Origin of the sequence: Clostridium sp. AF32-12BH, assembly GCF_003477935.1 — a bacterium.
Classification (GTDB): domain Bacteria; phylum Bacillota; class Clostridia; order Lachnospirales; family Lachnospiraceae; genus Brotaphodocola.
Map to the genome: position 1 here is coordinate 145,911 of NZ_QUEH01000002.1, position 14,744 is coordinate 160,654.

General features: G+C 48.4%; 13 protein-coding genes. 12 read left to right on the forward strand and 1 reads right to left on the reverse strand.

Annotated elements, in window-relative coordinates; translation table 11 throughout:
* The first annotated feature begins 102 nt into the window (after window positions 1-102).
* The 7 genes from DWZ40_RS02160 (at window position 103) to DWZ40_RS02195 (ending at window position 8,138) form a co-directional block, all read left to right on the forward strand.
* Window positions 103-1,485, forward strand: coding sequence for an RsmB/NOP family class I SAM-dependent RNA methyltransferase (locus DWZ40_RS02160; protein WP_118540506.1), 1,383 nt, complete (start codon window positions 103-105; stop codon window positions 1,483-1,485).
* Window positions 1,485-3,011, forward strand: a complete 1,527-nt coding sequence (locus DWZ40_RS20420; protein WP_347560025.1) for a pseudouridine synthase — start codon at window positions 1,485-1,487, stop codon at window positions 3,009-3,011. Before DWZ40_RS02160 ends, DWZ40_RS20420 begins: the two co-directional genes overlap by 1 nt.
* A 63-nt stretch (window positions 3,012-3,074) precedes the next feature.
* Window positions 3,075-5,129 (forward strand): YgiQ family radical SAM protein, encoded by a 2,055-nt coding sequence (locus DWZ40_RS02175; protein WP_118540507.1) that lies wholly within the window; start codon window positions 3,075-3,077, stop codon window positions 5,127-5,129.
* Window positions 5,130-5,171: 42 nt separating this feature from the next.
* A complete protein-coding gene (locus DWZ40_RS02180) occupies window positions 5,172-5,981 on the forward strand; it encodes an SDR family NAD(P)-dependent oxidoreductase (protein WP_118540682.1) in 810 nt (269 codons plus the stop codon).
* Between the two features lie 24 nt (window positions 5,982-6,005).
* On the forward strand, window positions 6,006-6,575 hold the full coding sequence (locus DWZ40_RS02185; RefSeq protein WP_118540508.1) for an O-linked GlcNAc transferase-like protein: 570 nt from the start codon (window positions 6,006-6,008) through the stop codon (window positions 6,573-6,575).
* 39 nt (window positions 6,576-6,614) lie between these two features.
* Entirely contained in the window at window positions 6,615-7,589 is a 975-nt protein-coding gene (locus tag DWZ40_RS02190) for an RluA family pseudouridine synthase (RefSeq protein ID WP_118540509.1), read from the forward strand.
* Window positions 7,590-8,138, forward strand: a complete 549-nt coding sequence (locus tag DWZ40_RS02195; RefSeq protein WP_118540510.1) for a Holliday junction resolvase RecU — start codon at window positions 7,590-7,592, stop codon at window positions 8,136-8,138.
* Between the two features lie 91 nt (window positions 8,139-8,229).
* On the opposite strand, the gene DWZ40_RS02200 is transcribed toward DWZ40_RS02195, so the two are convergent.
* On the reverse strand, window positions 8,230-9,681 hold the full coding sequence (locus tag DWZ40_RS02200; protein ID WP_118540511.1) for an amidophosphoribosyltransferase: 1,452 nt from the start codon (window positions 9,679-9,681) through the stop codon (window positions 8,230-8,232).
* A gap of 370 nt (window positions 9,682-10,051) precedes the next feature.
* Here DWZ40_RS02200 and hisZ point away from each other — a divergent pair, with 370 nt between their 5' ends.
* From hisZ to hisA, 5 genes are all read left to right on the forward strand, one after another.
* The gene (hisZ, locus tag DWZ40_RS02205; protein WP_182430447.1) at window positions 10,052-11,332 is read left to right on the forward strand and encodes an ATP phosphoribosyltransferase regulatory subunit; all 1,281 of its coding nucleotides are present in this window, start codon (window positions 10,052-10,054) and stop codon (window positions 11,330-11,332) included.
* A 15-nt stretch (window positions 11,333-11,347) separates the two neighbouring features.
* Window positions 11,348-11,992 carry an ATP phosphoribosyltransferase gene (hisG, locus tag DWZ40_RS02210; RefSeq protein ID WP_182430446.1) on the forward strand — a complete coding sequence of 215 codons (645 nt, stop codon included), beginning with the start codon at window positions 11,348-11,350 and terminating at the stop codon, window positions 11,990-11,992.
* Between the two features lie 6 nt (window positions 11,993-11,998).
* Window positions 11,999-13,288, forward strand: a complete 1,290-nt coding sequence (gene hisD / locus DWZ40_RS02215) for a histidinol dehydrogenase (protein ID WP_118540513.1) — start codon at window positions 11,999-12,001, stop codon at window positions 13,286-13,288.
* Window positions 13,289-13,367: 79 nt separating this feature from the next.
* The gene (gene hisB, locus DWZ40_RS02220) at window positions 13,368-13,955 is read left to right on the forward strand and encodes an imidazoleglycerol-phosphate dehydratase HisB (protein WP_118540514.1); all 588 of its coding nucleotides are present in this window, start codon (window positions 13,368-13,370) and stop codon (window positions 13,953-13,955) included.
* 61 nt (window positions 13,956-14,016) lie between these two features.
* Entirely contained in the window at window positions 14,017-14,742 is a 726-nt protein-coding gene (gene hisA, locus DWZ40_RS02225) for a 1-(5-phosphoribosyl)-5-[(5-phosphoribosylamino)methylideneamino]imidazole-4-carboxamide isomerase (protein WP_118540515.1), read from the forward strand.
* Window positions 14,743-14,744 lie beyond the last annotated feature (2 nt).

Here is a 14,744-nt window from a genome sequence, read left to right on the forward strand (position 1 = left end):
GGGCAAAGGGGAAGGCGTAAGGCATGGCAGACTCCTGAGAAACCGGTTTTCACTTGAATTAAATTATGCTATACTTAGCTTACTTATGCTAGGAGGAGATTTATGCGATTACCAGAAACATTCCTGGAACAGATGAAACTGCTGTTAGGAACGGATTATGATGCATGGCTGGAAAGTTATGAGAAAAAGCCATATGCAGGACTTCGAGTCAACCGGTCCAAAATCGAACCGGATGAATGGGAAAACAACCTTTCTCCATTTGAACTCAGACGGGTTTTGTGGACGAAGAACGGTTATTATATCAGTGAGGAGGCAAAAGCATCCCGCCACCCATACTACTATGCCGGACTTTATTATCTGCAGGAGCCGAGCGCCATGGCACCGGCTGCTGTTCTCCCGGTAGAGCCGGGAGACCGGGTACTGGATCTGTGTGCGGCTCCCGGCGGAAAAAGCACGGAACTTGGTGCAAAACTTCAGGGCGAAGGACTTTTGGTTTCCAACGATATCAGCAATTCCAGGGCGAAAGCGCTGTTAAAAAACCTGGAATTATTTGGAATTCCCAATATCTGCGTGACCAGTGAGACTCCCGAGAAGCTTGCTTCGGTCTTTGGTCCGTATTTTGACAAAATCCTGGTCGATGCACCATGCTCCGGAGAGGGCATGTTCCGGAAAGATCCGGATCTGATCAAAAGCTGGCTGGACCGGGGACCAGAGGCTTATGCACCCATTCAGCGTGAAATCCTCGCTTCTGCGGTACGCATGCTAAAACCAGGCGGCCTGCTTTTATATTCCACCTGTACCTTTGCACAAATCGAAGATGAAGATACGATTGAGTGGCTTTTGCATACAGAACCAGATATGGAACTGGTTCCGCTGATTCCGTGGGAAGGTGCATGCAGCGGAATCAATGGAATGCCGGTCATCCGGTTATTCCCACATAAAGTAGAAGGAGAAGGGCATTTCCTTGCCCTCTTAAAGAAAAAAGAAAACGCTTTGGAAGAACAAAGCCAGCCTGGGCGCGAGCCTGCTTTCGCTGGGAAGGTACCGGCTGAGGCACGCCGCCTGGAAAAAGAAAGTGATTTTCTGCAGTGGGAAGCCATGCTGAAAAGATCGTTTGACCGCAGTCGTATGATGGTGCGGGATCACATGGTTTATTATCTTCCGGAGTGTTTTGAGAAGACCTGGAATCTGCGCTATTTAAGAACCGGCCTGCTTCTTGGTGAGTGGAAGAAGAACCGGTTTGAGCCATCCCAGGCTGTAGCCATGGCGCTTTCGATGCGGGAATTCTCCCAAAGCTTATCCTTATCCTCGGATGACGAACGGACGATCCGCTACTTAAAAGGCGAGACGATCTTTCCAAATCCCGGCGAGTCATTTCAAAAAGGATGGGTTCTGATCGGAGTGGACGGATATCCGCTTGGCTGGGCCAAGTATACCGGAAGCAGCTTTAAGAATAAATATTACCCAGGATGGCGGTGGCAGTAATGGCAAAATTAATCAGACTGGATAAATATCTGGTAGAAATGAATAAAGGCAGCCGCAGCCAGATCAAAGAAGCGGCAAAAAAAGGACGGATCCAGGTAAATGGAGTTCCGGAAAAGAAAACGGAGCGCAAGATCGACCCGGATACGGATCAGGTAATGTTTGACGGTGCAGTAGTCAGCTACCGGGCGTTGGAGTATATCATGCTCTATAAACCGCAGGGCGTGATCTCTGCAACGGAAGACAAACATCATAAAACCGTAATTGATCTGTTAAGCGGAGAGAACCGGAGTGATCTTTTCCCGGTAGGGCGTCTGGATATCGACACAGAAGGTCTGCTGCTTCTGACCAATGACGGAGATCTGACCCACCGGCTTTTAGCCCCGGGAAAGCACGTTGACAAAGTGTATTACGCAAAGATTGAAGGTGTTCTTCCAAAAGACTGCGTAAAGCAGATGGCGGAAGGAATAACCTTAACCGATGGAACTCCTGTGATGCCTGCAAAACTGGAAGTTACAAAGCAGTGGTCAGAGCAGGCTGAAACATCTGCAGGCGCAGAAATCCTCCTGACGATCCAGGAAGGCAAGTTTCATCAGGTAAAGCGCATGTTTGAAGCGCTTGGCTGTCACGTTGTATTTTTGAAGCGGCTGTCCATGGGAAGCCTGAAACTCGATCTATCCCTGAAACCGGGAGAGTACCGGGCACTCACCGAAAAAGAACTTCAGGCACTGACAGCTCCAATGGTTCAACCAGCTGCTGATCCGGCACGAACTTCTCAAAAAGATCCGGAATCCACTCTGGTACCGACATCAGAAAAAACACCGACAGTGTTGGATAATTTGGCATCAGCAAAGGTCCCAGCAGCGGGGCAGGCTCTCGAACAGATGGATGCCGTATTATTTGACCTGGACGGAACGCTGGTCGACTCCATGTGGATGTGGAAAGAGATTGACATCGAATACTTAGGCAGTTTCGGACTTACCTGCCCACCGGATCTTCAGAAGGTAATCGAAGGTATGAGTTTCTCGGAAACGGCTGAATATTTTAAAGAACGCTTTGAAATTCCGGACTCCATCGATGAGATCAAACAGACCTGGATTCGTATGAGCATCGAGAAATACCGGAAGGAAGTACCGTTAAAAACCGGAGCGATGCAGCTTTTAACCTATCTGAAGCAAACGGGGAAAAAGGCTGGTATTGCCACCAGCAATGGCCGCGATATGGTAGACGCAGTGCTGGAATCGCTGCACATCAAGTCTTATTTTCAGGTTATTGCAACGGCATGCGAGGTTGCTGCAGGAAAGCCTGCTCCGGATATTTATCTGGAAGTGGCAAAGCGGCTTGGAGTCAAACCAGCTAAGTGTATGGTCTTTGAGGATGTACCTGCCGGAATTCTTGCCGGAAAACGGGCCGGTATGACAGTCTGCGCGGTCGAAGATGAATTTTCTTTGGGAATGCGGGAAGAAAAAGAGGCGCTGGCAGATTACTATATTTCTGATTTTACGAAACTTTTTGATATAGAACGATAATACGCGTTTTCGGAATTTTATTTATCCGGCGCGTAAAAAGCAACAAACAGGGAGATTCATTTTATGATACATGATTATTTGCCGATCTGCCGGGAAGATATGGACCGGCGCGGCTGGGAGCAGTGCGATTTTGTTTACGTTTCCGGAGATGCCTATGTGGACCATCCGTCTTTCGGACCGGCGATCATCAGCCGTCTTTTGGAGTCCCGTGGCTACAAAGTGGGAATCATCGCACAGCCAGACTGGAAAGATCCGGAAAGCATCCAGATTCTCGGAAAACCGCGTCTCGGATTTTTAGTATCTGCCGGGAACATGGATTCCATGGTAAACCATTATTCAGTTTCAAAAAAGCGCAGACAGCAGGATTCCTACACGCCGGGCGGTGTTATGGGAAAACGCCCGGATTATGCGACCATCGTATACTGCAATCTGATCCGCTCTGTCTATAAAGATTCAGCCATTGTCATTGGTGGTATTGAAGCAAGTCTGCGGCGTCTCGCCCATTATGATTACTGGTCAAACCGGCTGAAACGTTCCATTCTTCTGGACTCCCAGGCCGATCTGATTTCCTATGGTATGGGAGAACATTCCATTGTAGAGATCGCAGATGCCTTAAACAGCGGAATTGACATAAAGGACATTACCTTCATCGACGGAACGGTATTCAAGACAAGAAATCTGGATATTGTATATGATTATAAGATGCTTCCGGATTTCCAGGAACTCAAAGACGATAAAAAGGTCTATGCAAAGAGTTTCTATGTCCAGTACAGCAATACAGACCCAATCCTTGGGAAACGCCTGGTAGAACCTTATTACGGCAAAGAATTTGTTGTGCAGAATCCGCCAGCCAAGCCACTGACCCAGGAAGAGATGGACGAAGTCTATGCACTTCCCTATATGCGTAATTACCATCCATGTTATGAGGCAGCAGGCGGTATTCCGGCCATCCGGGAAATCAAGTTCAGTCTGATCAGTAACCGTGGCTGCTTTGGTGCCTGCAGTTTCTGCGCACTGACGTTCCATCAGGGCCGCATCATCCAGGCCAGAAGCCATGAATCCCTGGTGGAGGAAGCAAAACTTCTGACCGAAGAACCGGATTTTAAAGGTTATATCCACGATGTTGGTGGTCCGACGGCCAATTTCCGTTTCCCGGCCTGTGAAAAGCAGCTGACAAAGGGGGCATGCCCGAATAAGCAGTGTCTTTTCCCGGAGCCATGCAAAAACATCCGGGCAGATCACAGCGACTATATTTCCCTGCTGCGCAAGCTTCGGGCAATTCCAAAAGTGAAAAAAGTATTCATCCGCTCCGGTATCCGGTTCGATTATCTGCTTGCAGACAAAAACCGGGCATTTTTGCGGGAACTCTGTGAATACCATGTCAGCGGCCAGTTAAAAGTTGCTCCGGAGCATGTAGCCGATGCGGTCTTAAAGCGCATGGGAAAACCGAAAAATTCGGTCTATATGCAGTTTGTAAAAGAATACAAAGAGATGAACAAAAAGATTGGGAAAGAGCAGTATCTGGTCCCATACCTGATGTCCTCCCACCCGGGCTCTTCCTTAAAAGAGGCCGTGGAACTGGCAGAATACCTGCGTGATCTTGGGTATATGCCGGAACAGGTGCAGGATTTCTATCCAACACCGTCCACGCTCTCGACCTGCATGTATTACACCGGACTCGATCCGCGTACCATGGAAGAAGTCTATGTGCCGCATAACCCGCATGAAAAAGCCATGCAGCGTGCCCTGATCCAGTACCGCAACCCGAAAAACTATGAGTTGGTAAAAGAAGCCCTGATCAAAGCCGGACGCACCGACCTGATCGGATTTGATAAAAAATGTCTGATCCGTCCACGGGAGATGCGCTGGGGAGCTGGTTCTTCTTTTGCTGGCGATTCAAAGAAGTCTGGAAACAGAAACAGCGGACGGGAGACGGTTGGTTTTGCCACTGGAACAGGGAAAGCAAAAACAGCAAAAACACCGGCAGGCAGCAGTGCAGCCCGTTTTTCGGGAAACAATGCAAGCCGGTCTGCAGGAAAACAGATTTTTGATGCACGAATGGAAAATCACAAACCGGGAAAGAAAAAAACGATCCGCAACGTTCATAAGAAAAAATAAGATTAGCAATCCAGAAAAGAATCAGGAGCGTGAAGCATGAAAATGACACGGAAAAAAATTGCTATTGTGACCGGAGCATCTTCCGGAATGGGACGGGAATGTGTGATCCAGCTGGCCGACCGCTTTTCCGGTCTGGAGGAAATCTGGGTCATCGCAAGGCGAAAAGAACGGCTTAAAGACTTACAAAAGGAAGTACCGGTACCTTTGAAAATCCTGGAATCAGATCTTCAGGATCCGGCTTCTTTGGCAGTCCTTGAACATGATCTGAGCTTAGAAAAACCGGACGTGAAAATTTTAGTAAACGGAGCCGGATTTGGAAAGATTGGAAAAACAGAGGAATTATCCCTGCAGGAAGAGCTTGGCATGGTCGATTTAAACTGTCATGCGCTGACCGGCGTGACCCGTCTGGTTTTGCCATACATGACGAAAAACAGCCGTATTTTACAGTTTGCTTCGGCAGCAGCATTCCTTCCGCAGCCTGGTTTTGCCATTTACGCAGCAACCAAATCGTTTGTCTTAAGCTATAGCCGCGCGCTTTCCATGGAACTGAAATCGAAGCAGATTTATGTGACTGCAGTCTGTCCGGGACCTGTGAAAACAGAATTTTTCGATATTGCCGAAACGGTCGGTGAATCTGTCGCAGAGGATGGCTCAGTATGTGCGGTAAAACGAACCATTCCACTTTATAAGCGTCTGGTTATGGCCGATCCGAAAAAGGTAGTGAAGCAGGCAATCCGGGACAGCATGCTGGGACGGCAGGTATCCGTATATGGATTTCTTATGAAAGCATTCTGGATTTTGACAAAACTTTGTCCGCATAACGTGATCCTGTCAGCTTTGTTTCATGCTTAAACAGAATGAGAAAGAGGGACGTTTATGAAAAAATACAAAAAAGGGGAGTACGGCTACCGGGACCAGCATAAAAAGTCCCGGCTCCTTTTGACGGGCATTTTTGTCGCTGCAATCATTGCCCAGCTCATCGCAAGACAGCTGACCGGCGATCAGGCTGCCAAAAACATTCTGACGGTCATGGCTATTTTAACCGTACTTCCAATGGCAAATCTGGCATCGCCACTTCTTGCCTCCTGGAAATATGGTACAGGAGACCGCGCATTTTATGAAAAAGCAAAAAGCTACGAAGAGAAATGTACGATGCTGTATGACCTGATCGTAACAACAAAAGAACAGATTCTTCCGCTGGACGCTGTAGCAGTGCATCCGAACGGTGTATTTGCCTTCTGCAGCAATGACAAAGCTGATCTGACCAAGGCTGAAAAAGCACTCAACGGATTATTCCAGACCAATAAACTGGATCCAAATGTAAAACTGATCCGCGACCCGCATGCATTTTGGCGCAGGCTGGACAGCTTAAAGCCAGCTTCCGAATATGAAGATGATGGTGTTGTGGATTATGCAGCTGCACTGATGAAAAATCTGTCCATGTAGACGTAAGATACTGCAAGATACGAAAAGGAGTTCCTGACTATGAGATCCATTACCGTAAATAAAAACGAAGCCGGGCAGCGCCTGGACAAACTGCTTGCCAAATACTTAAATCTGGCCGGGAAAGGGTTCCTGTACAAAATGATGCGGAAAAAGAACATCGTATTAAATGGCAAGAAATGCGATGGTTCCGAAAAACTTTCCGAGGGTGATGAGATCAAACTGTTCCTGGCTGATGAAACCATTGAAAAATTTTCTGAGGTCAAGGTTCAAAAGGTGAAGAAAACGAAGCTGCACATCATTTACGAGGATGAGCATATCCTTCTGATCAACAAGCCGTCTGGCATGCTTTCCCAGAAAGCAAAGGAACAGGATGAATCCCTGGTGGAATACCTGATCGATTATCTTCTTGATTCCGGAAAGATCACAAAGGAAAACTTACGCAGCTTCCGTCCTTCGGTCTGCAACCGGCTGGACCGCAATACCAGTGGTCTGGTTGCAGCCGGATGTTCCCTTGCTGGTCTGCAGAAGCTATCCGCTATGTTTAAGGATCGTTCCCTTCACAAATATTATCTCTGTGTTGTTTCCGGTGCAGTCCGGGAAAAGAAGAAAATTGATGGATTTTTAAAGAAAGATGAGAAGACCAACCAGGTCACAATCAGTCAGAAAGAACTTCCTGACAGTGCGCCAATCTGCACGGAATACGAACCATTGATGCAGAGCGGTGCATACACGCTTTTAAAAGTAACCCTGATCACAGGACGAACACACCAGATCCGCGCGCACCTGGCTTCCATCGGTCATCCGATCGTAGGAGATACCAAATACGGAACACCACGGGTAAATGAAGAGGCAAAACGAAAGTATCATATCCACTCCCAGATGCTGCATTCCTGGAAACTGGTATTTCCGCAGATGGACACACCGCTGGACTACTTAAGCGGAAAGAGTTTTACCGCACCTGTTCCAGGAGAATTTCAAAAAGTTCTTGGTTCCCTCCCGGAAGAGGTGCGTTAGATGGGCACCTGGAAAAGCCGTGGTCTGCGCGGCTCCACACTGGAGGACATGATCAATCACAGCAATGAGGTTTATCGCGAGAAAAAGCTGGCCCTGATCCAGAAAATCCCAACCCCGATCACCCCGATCAGCATCGACAAGTCCAGCCGCCATATTACGCTGGCCTACTTCGACCAGAAAAGTACGGTCGACTATATCGGAGCCGTGCAGGGAATTCCGGTCTGCTTCGACGCAAAGGAATGTGCCGTCAAAACCTTTCCGCTTCAAAACGTTCATGAGCACCAGATCCGCTTCATGAAGGAATTTGAGCAGCAGGGCGGGATTGCCTTTATCATCCTGCACTTTACAGCGTTAGACGAACTATACTACATCCCGTTCCGTGATCTGGAGCAGTTCTGGAAACGCATGGAAGAGGGCGGCCGCAAAAGCTTTACGTACGATGAAATCGACAAAAGCTATCAGATTCACGCAAGCCGCGATATTCTGGTACACTATCTCGAAACCATCCAGAAGGATCTGGATGAGCGCGATAACAATTTAGCACAGTAAATATCAAAGGTGCGAAAGCTTCCACAGCTGCCATGCATGGCGGCTGCGGGAGCTTTCGCACCTCGTTTGTTATCATGCGATATTGTTATATTTACTCCTGCCCATCCCAGCAGTACGTGCACAAACATTCTTTCGGAAGTCCGATGGATTTGACGAGATCGTCCAGGCGGTGGAATTTCAGAGTCGTGAAGTTTAAGCGCTTACGGATCTCCTCCACCATTTCCTGATAGTTTTTGCTGTCCGGATTTGCGTAATCAGCTAATACTTCTGCAGATACGTCATCACCTTCGCGGTCACGGATGATGCGGCGGGTGATCAGGTCTAACTCGGAATTGGAGCGGGAGAAGTTTAAGTATTTGCATCCGTAAAGGAGCGGCGGGCAGGCTGGGCGGATATGTACTTCTTTTGCACCGCTCTCATAAAGAAATTCGGTTGTTTCACCTAACTGTGTACCGCGGACAATGGAATCGTCGATCAGAAGCAGGCTCTGGTCTTTGATCAGGGCACCAACCGGGATCAGCTTCATTTTTGCGATCAGGTTGCGCTGGCTCTGGTTCTGCGGCATAAAGGAGCGCGGCCAGGTAGGAGTGTATTTGATAAACGGTCTCGCAAACGGGATACCGGATTCGTTGGCATAACCGATCGCATGGGCGATTCCGGAGTCCGGAACACCTGCGACGATATCCGGGTGGATCGTTTCTTTTTTGTGCCCCGGACAGTTTTCACAGCTGCCACAGCCTAAATCCCGGTCGGCCAAGATCTGCCCGCAGCGATAGCGCATTTCTTCCACATTGATTCCTTCGTAACTGGAGGTTGGGTAGCCATAATATACCCATAAGAAGGAACAAATCTTCATTTCCTTTCTTGGCGCAGAAAGCTGCTCAACTCCGTCTGCAGTTACCCGCACAATCTCGCCAGGTCCCAGTTCATAGCAGTCATGATAACCCAGATTGATATAGGCAAAGCTTTCAAAGGAAACACAGCAGGCATCCTCTTTTTGGCCTACGGTCAGCGGGGTACGGCCATAGCGGTCGCGGGAAGCATAAATTCCTTCTGGCGTAAGGAGCAGGATCGTCATGGAACCCTGGATCATATCCTGGGCGTAGAGCAGGCCATCAACCAGGCTTTGTTTCTGGTTGATGATCGCAGCCGTCAGTTCGGTGGCATTGATCCGGCCGCCGCTCATTTCCATAAAATGGATATGTCCGTTCTGGAAAGCGTGTTGGATCAGTTCTTCCTCATTATTGATTTTGCCGACCGTTACGATCGCATAGCTTCCTAAATGAGAGTGGATCAGCAATGGCTGCGGTTCATTGTCCGAAATCGAGCCGATTCCGGCATTTCCTTTCAGTTCTTCTACATCCCGCTCAAATTTCGTGCGGAACGGGGAATTTTCTATATTATGAATACTTCTCTGAAAACCGGATTCTCCGTATACAGCCATGCCGCCGCGACGGGTACCCAGGTGAGAATGATAGTCTGTACCAAAAAACAGATCCATCACACAGTCATGCTTGGAAACAACTCCGAAAAAGCCTCCCATAGTCTCAAACTCCTTCCAAATTTTGCGTTACCTGGCACGCATACGTGAACAGTAACGTTTTTCTTGTAATGATGCAGATCCGCAACTGTTCATTTTTTACAGCTGCATAATTTTTCTATGTGAACACGAAGTTAGTGTATCATATATCTATATGCTTATACAACAGCTATTATATATAAAATATACTAATAAATAATAAACGAGGAATACTAGCCATAACCGGAGTCTATTTGACGTGTTTTGGGAAACGTCGTAAAATGTATGAAAACAGTGGAAAGATATTGATTGACAATTCAGATACTTTCTCCTATAATTGGAATCACGTTAACGAATTAGCGCTTTACCACAGCAAAGTATTGGAGGCGGGATTATGAACATGAATAACCAGTTACTGCATACCCCCGAGGGTGTGCGTGATATTTACGCAGAGGAATGTGCCAGAAAGCTTGCCGTGGAGCAGAAGATCCAGCATGTATTCGGGCTTTACGGATATCAGAGCATTGAGACACCGGTGTTTGAGTTCTTCGATATTTTCAAAAAGGAGCGCGGAAGCGTAGGCAGCCAGGGAATGTACAAGTTCTTTGATCGCGACAACAACACTCTGGTACTTCGTCCGGATATGACACCGCCCATTGCACGCTGCGTGGCAAAGTATTATATGGATGAGACAAAACCGCTTCGCTTATGTTACCTTGGGCCTACCTTTATCAATGGGACCAGCTATCAGGGTCGCTTAAAAGAATCCACCCAGACGGGAGCCGAGCTGATCGGAGATGATACCTCCGATGCCGATGCAGAGATGATCGCCATGGTCATTGACGCCTTAAAGGAAACTGGTTTAAAGGAATTTCAGGTGGAACTGGGGCAGGTGGAATTTTACCGCGGACTGGTCGAGGAATCCGGAATGGATGAGGAGACCCAGGAGAAACTCCGGATCCTGATCGAGAATAAAAATTACTTCGGTGTGGAGGAGCTCTTATCGGAGCAGACCATGAGCGAAGACTTAAAGAAACTCTTTCTTAAGCTTCCGGAGCTCTTCGGAGATATTGATCAGATCCGGATCGCGAAAGCGATGACAACAAATAAACGGGCACTTAATGCGATCAAACGTCTGGAAGAGGTACAGGAAATCTTAGACAGCTATGGTCTTGGCGATTATGTTTCCTATGATCTTGGCATGCTGAGCAAATATTCCTACTATACCGGCATTATCTTTAAGGCATATACCTACGGAACCGGTGAGTACATCGTTGCCGGAGGCCGGTATGACAAGCTTTTGGAACAATTTGGAAAAAAGGCTGCCGCAGTCGGATTTGCCATTATGGCTGACCAGCTTCTTCTGGCTCTTTCCCGCCAGAAGATCCGCATCGATGTAAAAATGAACGATACCATCATTTTGTACGACCCGGCAGCGAGAGATAAGGCAATCCGCCTTGCCTGCCAGTTCCGCAATGCCGGCATTCCGGCGCAGCTGACACCGCGTGCCGAATCAGAAAGCATGGATGCTTATCTGGATTACGCAAGGCGGTTCCAGATGCACCGGCTCATCAGCCTTTTGGATGACGGAAGCACCGCATCCGTCTATGATACCGAAACCGGTGTATCGGTAAATCAGACTTACACGGAAACCGTCCGGGATTACATTCACTAAAGGAGACTGGCAATTATGAGATATCTTACCTTTGCGCTGGCGAAAGGAAGGCTGGCTAATAAATCCCTCGATCTTTTCGAAAAGATCGGCATCACCTGTGAAGAAATGAAAGACAAAGATACGAGAAAGCTGATCTTTACCAACGAAGAACTTGGCTACCGGTTCTTCCTCGCAAAAGCAAACGATGTTCCAACCTATGTGGAATACGGAGCAGCCGATATCGGTATCGTTGGAAAGGATACGATTCTGGAAGAAGGCAGAAAGCTTTACGAGGTTCTGGACCTGAAGCTTGGCAAATGCCGCATGTGCGTGTGCGGGCCGGAATCAGCCAAAGAGCTTTTGCAGCATCACGAGCTGATCCGCGTTGCCACCAAATACCCGGCGATTGCGAAAGATTACTTCTATAATAAAAAGCATCAGACTGTGGAGATTATCAAACTGAACGGCTCCATTGAGCTGGCTCCAATCGTTGGACTTTCCGAAGTGATCGTCGATATTGTAGAAACCGGTTCTACCTTAAGAGAAAACGGTCTGACGGTCCTCGAAGAAGTTTGTCCGCTTTCTGCACGCATGGTGGTAAACCAGGTCAGCATGAAGCGGGAGCACGAGCGCATCACCAAAATCATACAGCAGTTAAAGAATCTGATCCAGGAGGCATAACCAATCATGAGAATTGTAAAATTAGATGAACAAAGCAGGGCTAACATCCTTGCAGATTTATTAAAGCGTGACCCGAACAATTACAGTGCTTACGAGGGCACCGTCCAGGAGATCGTGGACGATGTACGCGCCAGAGGCGATGAAGCCCTGTTCGAGTATACAAAAAAATTTGACGGCGCAGAGCTCTCTGCAGACAACATCCGTGTGACCCAGGCAGAAATCCAGGAGGCACTTTCCCAGGTAGACCCGAATCTTCTGGCTGTCATGAAAAAATCCATGAAAAACATCCGCGAATACCACGAAAAACAGAAGCGTTACAGCTGGTTCGACAGTAAACCGAACGGAACCATTCTCGGACAGAAGGTAAGTGCACTTTCCAGCGTCGGTGTCTATGTCCCGGGCGGCAAGGCAGCGTATCCGTCTTCCGTACTGATGAACATTATCCCGGCTGAGGTTGCCGGCGTCGAGAAGATCGTGATGGTAACACCACCTGGTAAAGACGGCAAGGTGAATCCGGTTACGCTGATCGCTGCACATCTGGCAGGCGCTACCGAAGTCTACAAAGTCGGCGGTGCCCAGGCGATCGCAGCACTGGCATTCGGAACCAAATCCATTCCGCGTGTTAATAAGATTGTCGGACCGGGCAACATTTTCGTGGCATTGGCAAAGAAGGCGGTCTATGGCCATGTAAGCATCGACAGCATCGCCGGACCGAGTGAGATTCTGGTCCTTGCAGATGAAACCGCAAATCCGCGCTACGTCGCAGCGGACCTGTTATCCCAGGCAGAGCACGACGAGCTGGCATCTGCAATCCTGGTTACCACCAGCATGGAACTGGCGGAAAAAGTTTCTGCTGAGGCAGAGGCATTCGTTCAGAAACTCTCCAGAAAAGCGATTCTGGAAAAATCCCTGGAGAACTATGGTTATATCCTGGTAGCAGATTCCATGGAAGACGCGATCGAAACTGCAAATGCCATTGCATCCGAGCATCTGGAAATCGTGACAAAGAACCCGTTTGAAGTCATGACCAAGATCCAGAATGCCGGCGCGATCTTTATGGGCGAGTACAGTTCCGAGCCGCTGGGCGATTATTTTGCAGGTCCGAACCATGTCCTTCCGACCAATGGAACCGCAAAATTCTTCTCCCCGCTGAGTGTAGACGATTTCATTAAAAAATCCAGCATCATCTACTATTCCAAAGAAGCACTGGAGCCGGTTCATAAGGATATTGAAACCTTTGCAGAGGCAGAGCATCTGACTGCACATGCAAATTCCATCCGCGTACGCTTCGAGTAAAAAACAAGAAAATGATTGTCTTTTGGAAAGCAGCAAACCCAAGAGGCGGTCATTCAAATAAGAACAGGAGGTAGTGCTCATGGCACGCTGTGCGACCATAGAACGCAACACAAAAGAGACGAAAATCCGTCTGACCCTGGACCTGGACGGAACCGGAAAAGCGGATATTCACACAGGCATTGGCTTTTTTGACCACATGTTAAACGGATTTGCAAGACATGGTCTGTTTGACCTGACCCTGCATGTAGACGGGGATCTGGAGGTCGATACCCATCATACGATCGAGGATACCGGTATTGTGCTGGGACATGCGATCAAAGAAGCCGTAGGAGATAAAAAAGGCATTGTCCGTTACGGAACCATGATCCTGCCCATGGATGAGGCACTGCTTCTTTGCTCCCTGGATCTTTGCGGAAGACCGTATCTGGTTTATGACCTGAAGCTGGACCGGGAAAAGGTCGGGGATCTGGAAACGGAGATGATCCGCGAATTTTTCTATGCAGTGTCTTACGGCGCAGAGATGAACCTGCACGTAAAGCAGCTTGACGGAATCAACAACCATCATATTATTGAAGGTGCATTTAAGGCGTTTGCAAAGGCGCTCGACAACGCAACCCGATACGACGCACGGATCACCGATGTTTTGTCGACAAAAGGCGTACTGTAAGTGGCTAGGTTTCACGTCTGTGTGCCTGGCAACAGAAAACGTATAAAAAGGAGAGATTCCCATGCAGTTATATCCGGCAATTGACATGAAGGGCGGCAAATGCGTCCGCCTGACACAGGGATTATTTGATAATGTAAAGGTTTATTCCGACACACCGGCTGATATGGCAAAATTGTGGGTCAGCCAGGGTGCATCCTTCCTCCATATTGTGGATCTGGACGGTGCGCTGGCAGGACGTTCCGTAAATGAAGATGCGATCCGTGCGATCGTATCCAGTGTGGACGTTCCGATCCAGCTTGGCGGAGGCATCCGCAGCGTGGAAGCAGTGAAAAATATGCTGGAGCTTGGCATCACCCGCTGCATCATTGGAACGCGCGCCGTGGAGCGGCCGGAATTTGTGAAAGAGCTGGTTGCAACCTTTGGTGCCGACCGGATCGTAGCCGGTGTCGATGCGAAAAACGGCATGGTGGCAGTGGAAGGCTGGGAAAAGGTAAGCAGTCTTTCGGCTTTGGATCTTTGCCTGCAGATGAAAGAATTCGGGGTAAAACATATCGTTTATACCGATATTTCCAAAGACGGTACCTTAACCGGTCCGAACGTCGAGTACACAAAGCTTCTGACTAAGCAGACCGGACTGGATGTGATCGCCTCCGGCGGAGTTTCCTGTATGGACGATCTGGTCCGCTTAAATGACAGCCAGATCAAGGGCGCCATCATTGGAAAAGCATTATACGAGAAAAAGATCAGCCTGCCGGATGCGGTAGCGCGGTTTGAACAGGGAGAATAACT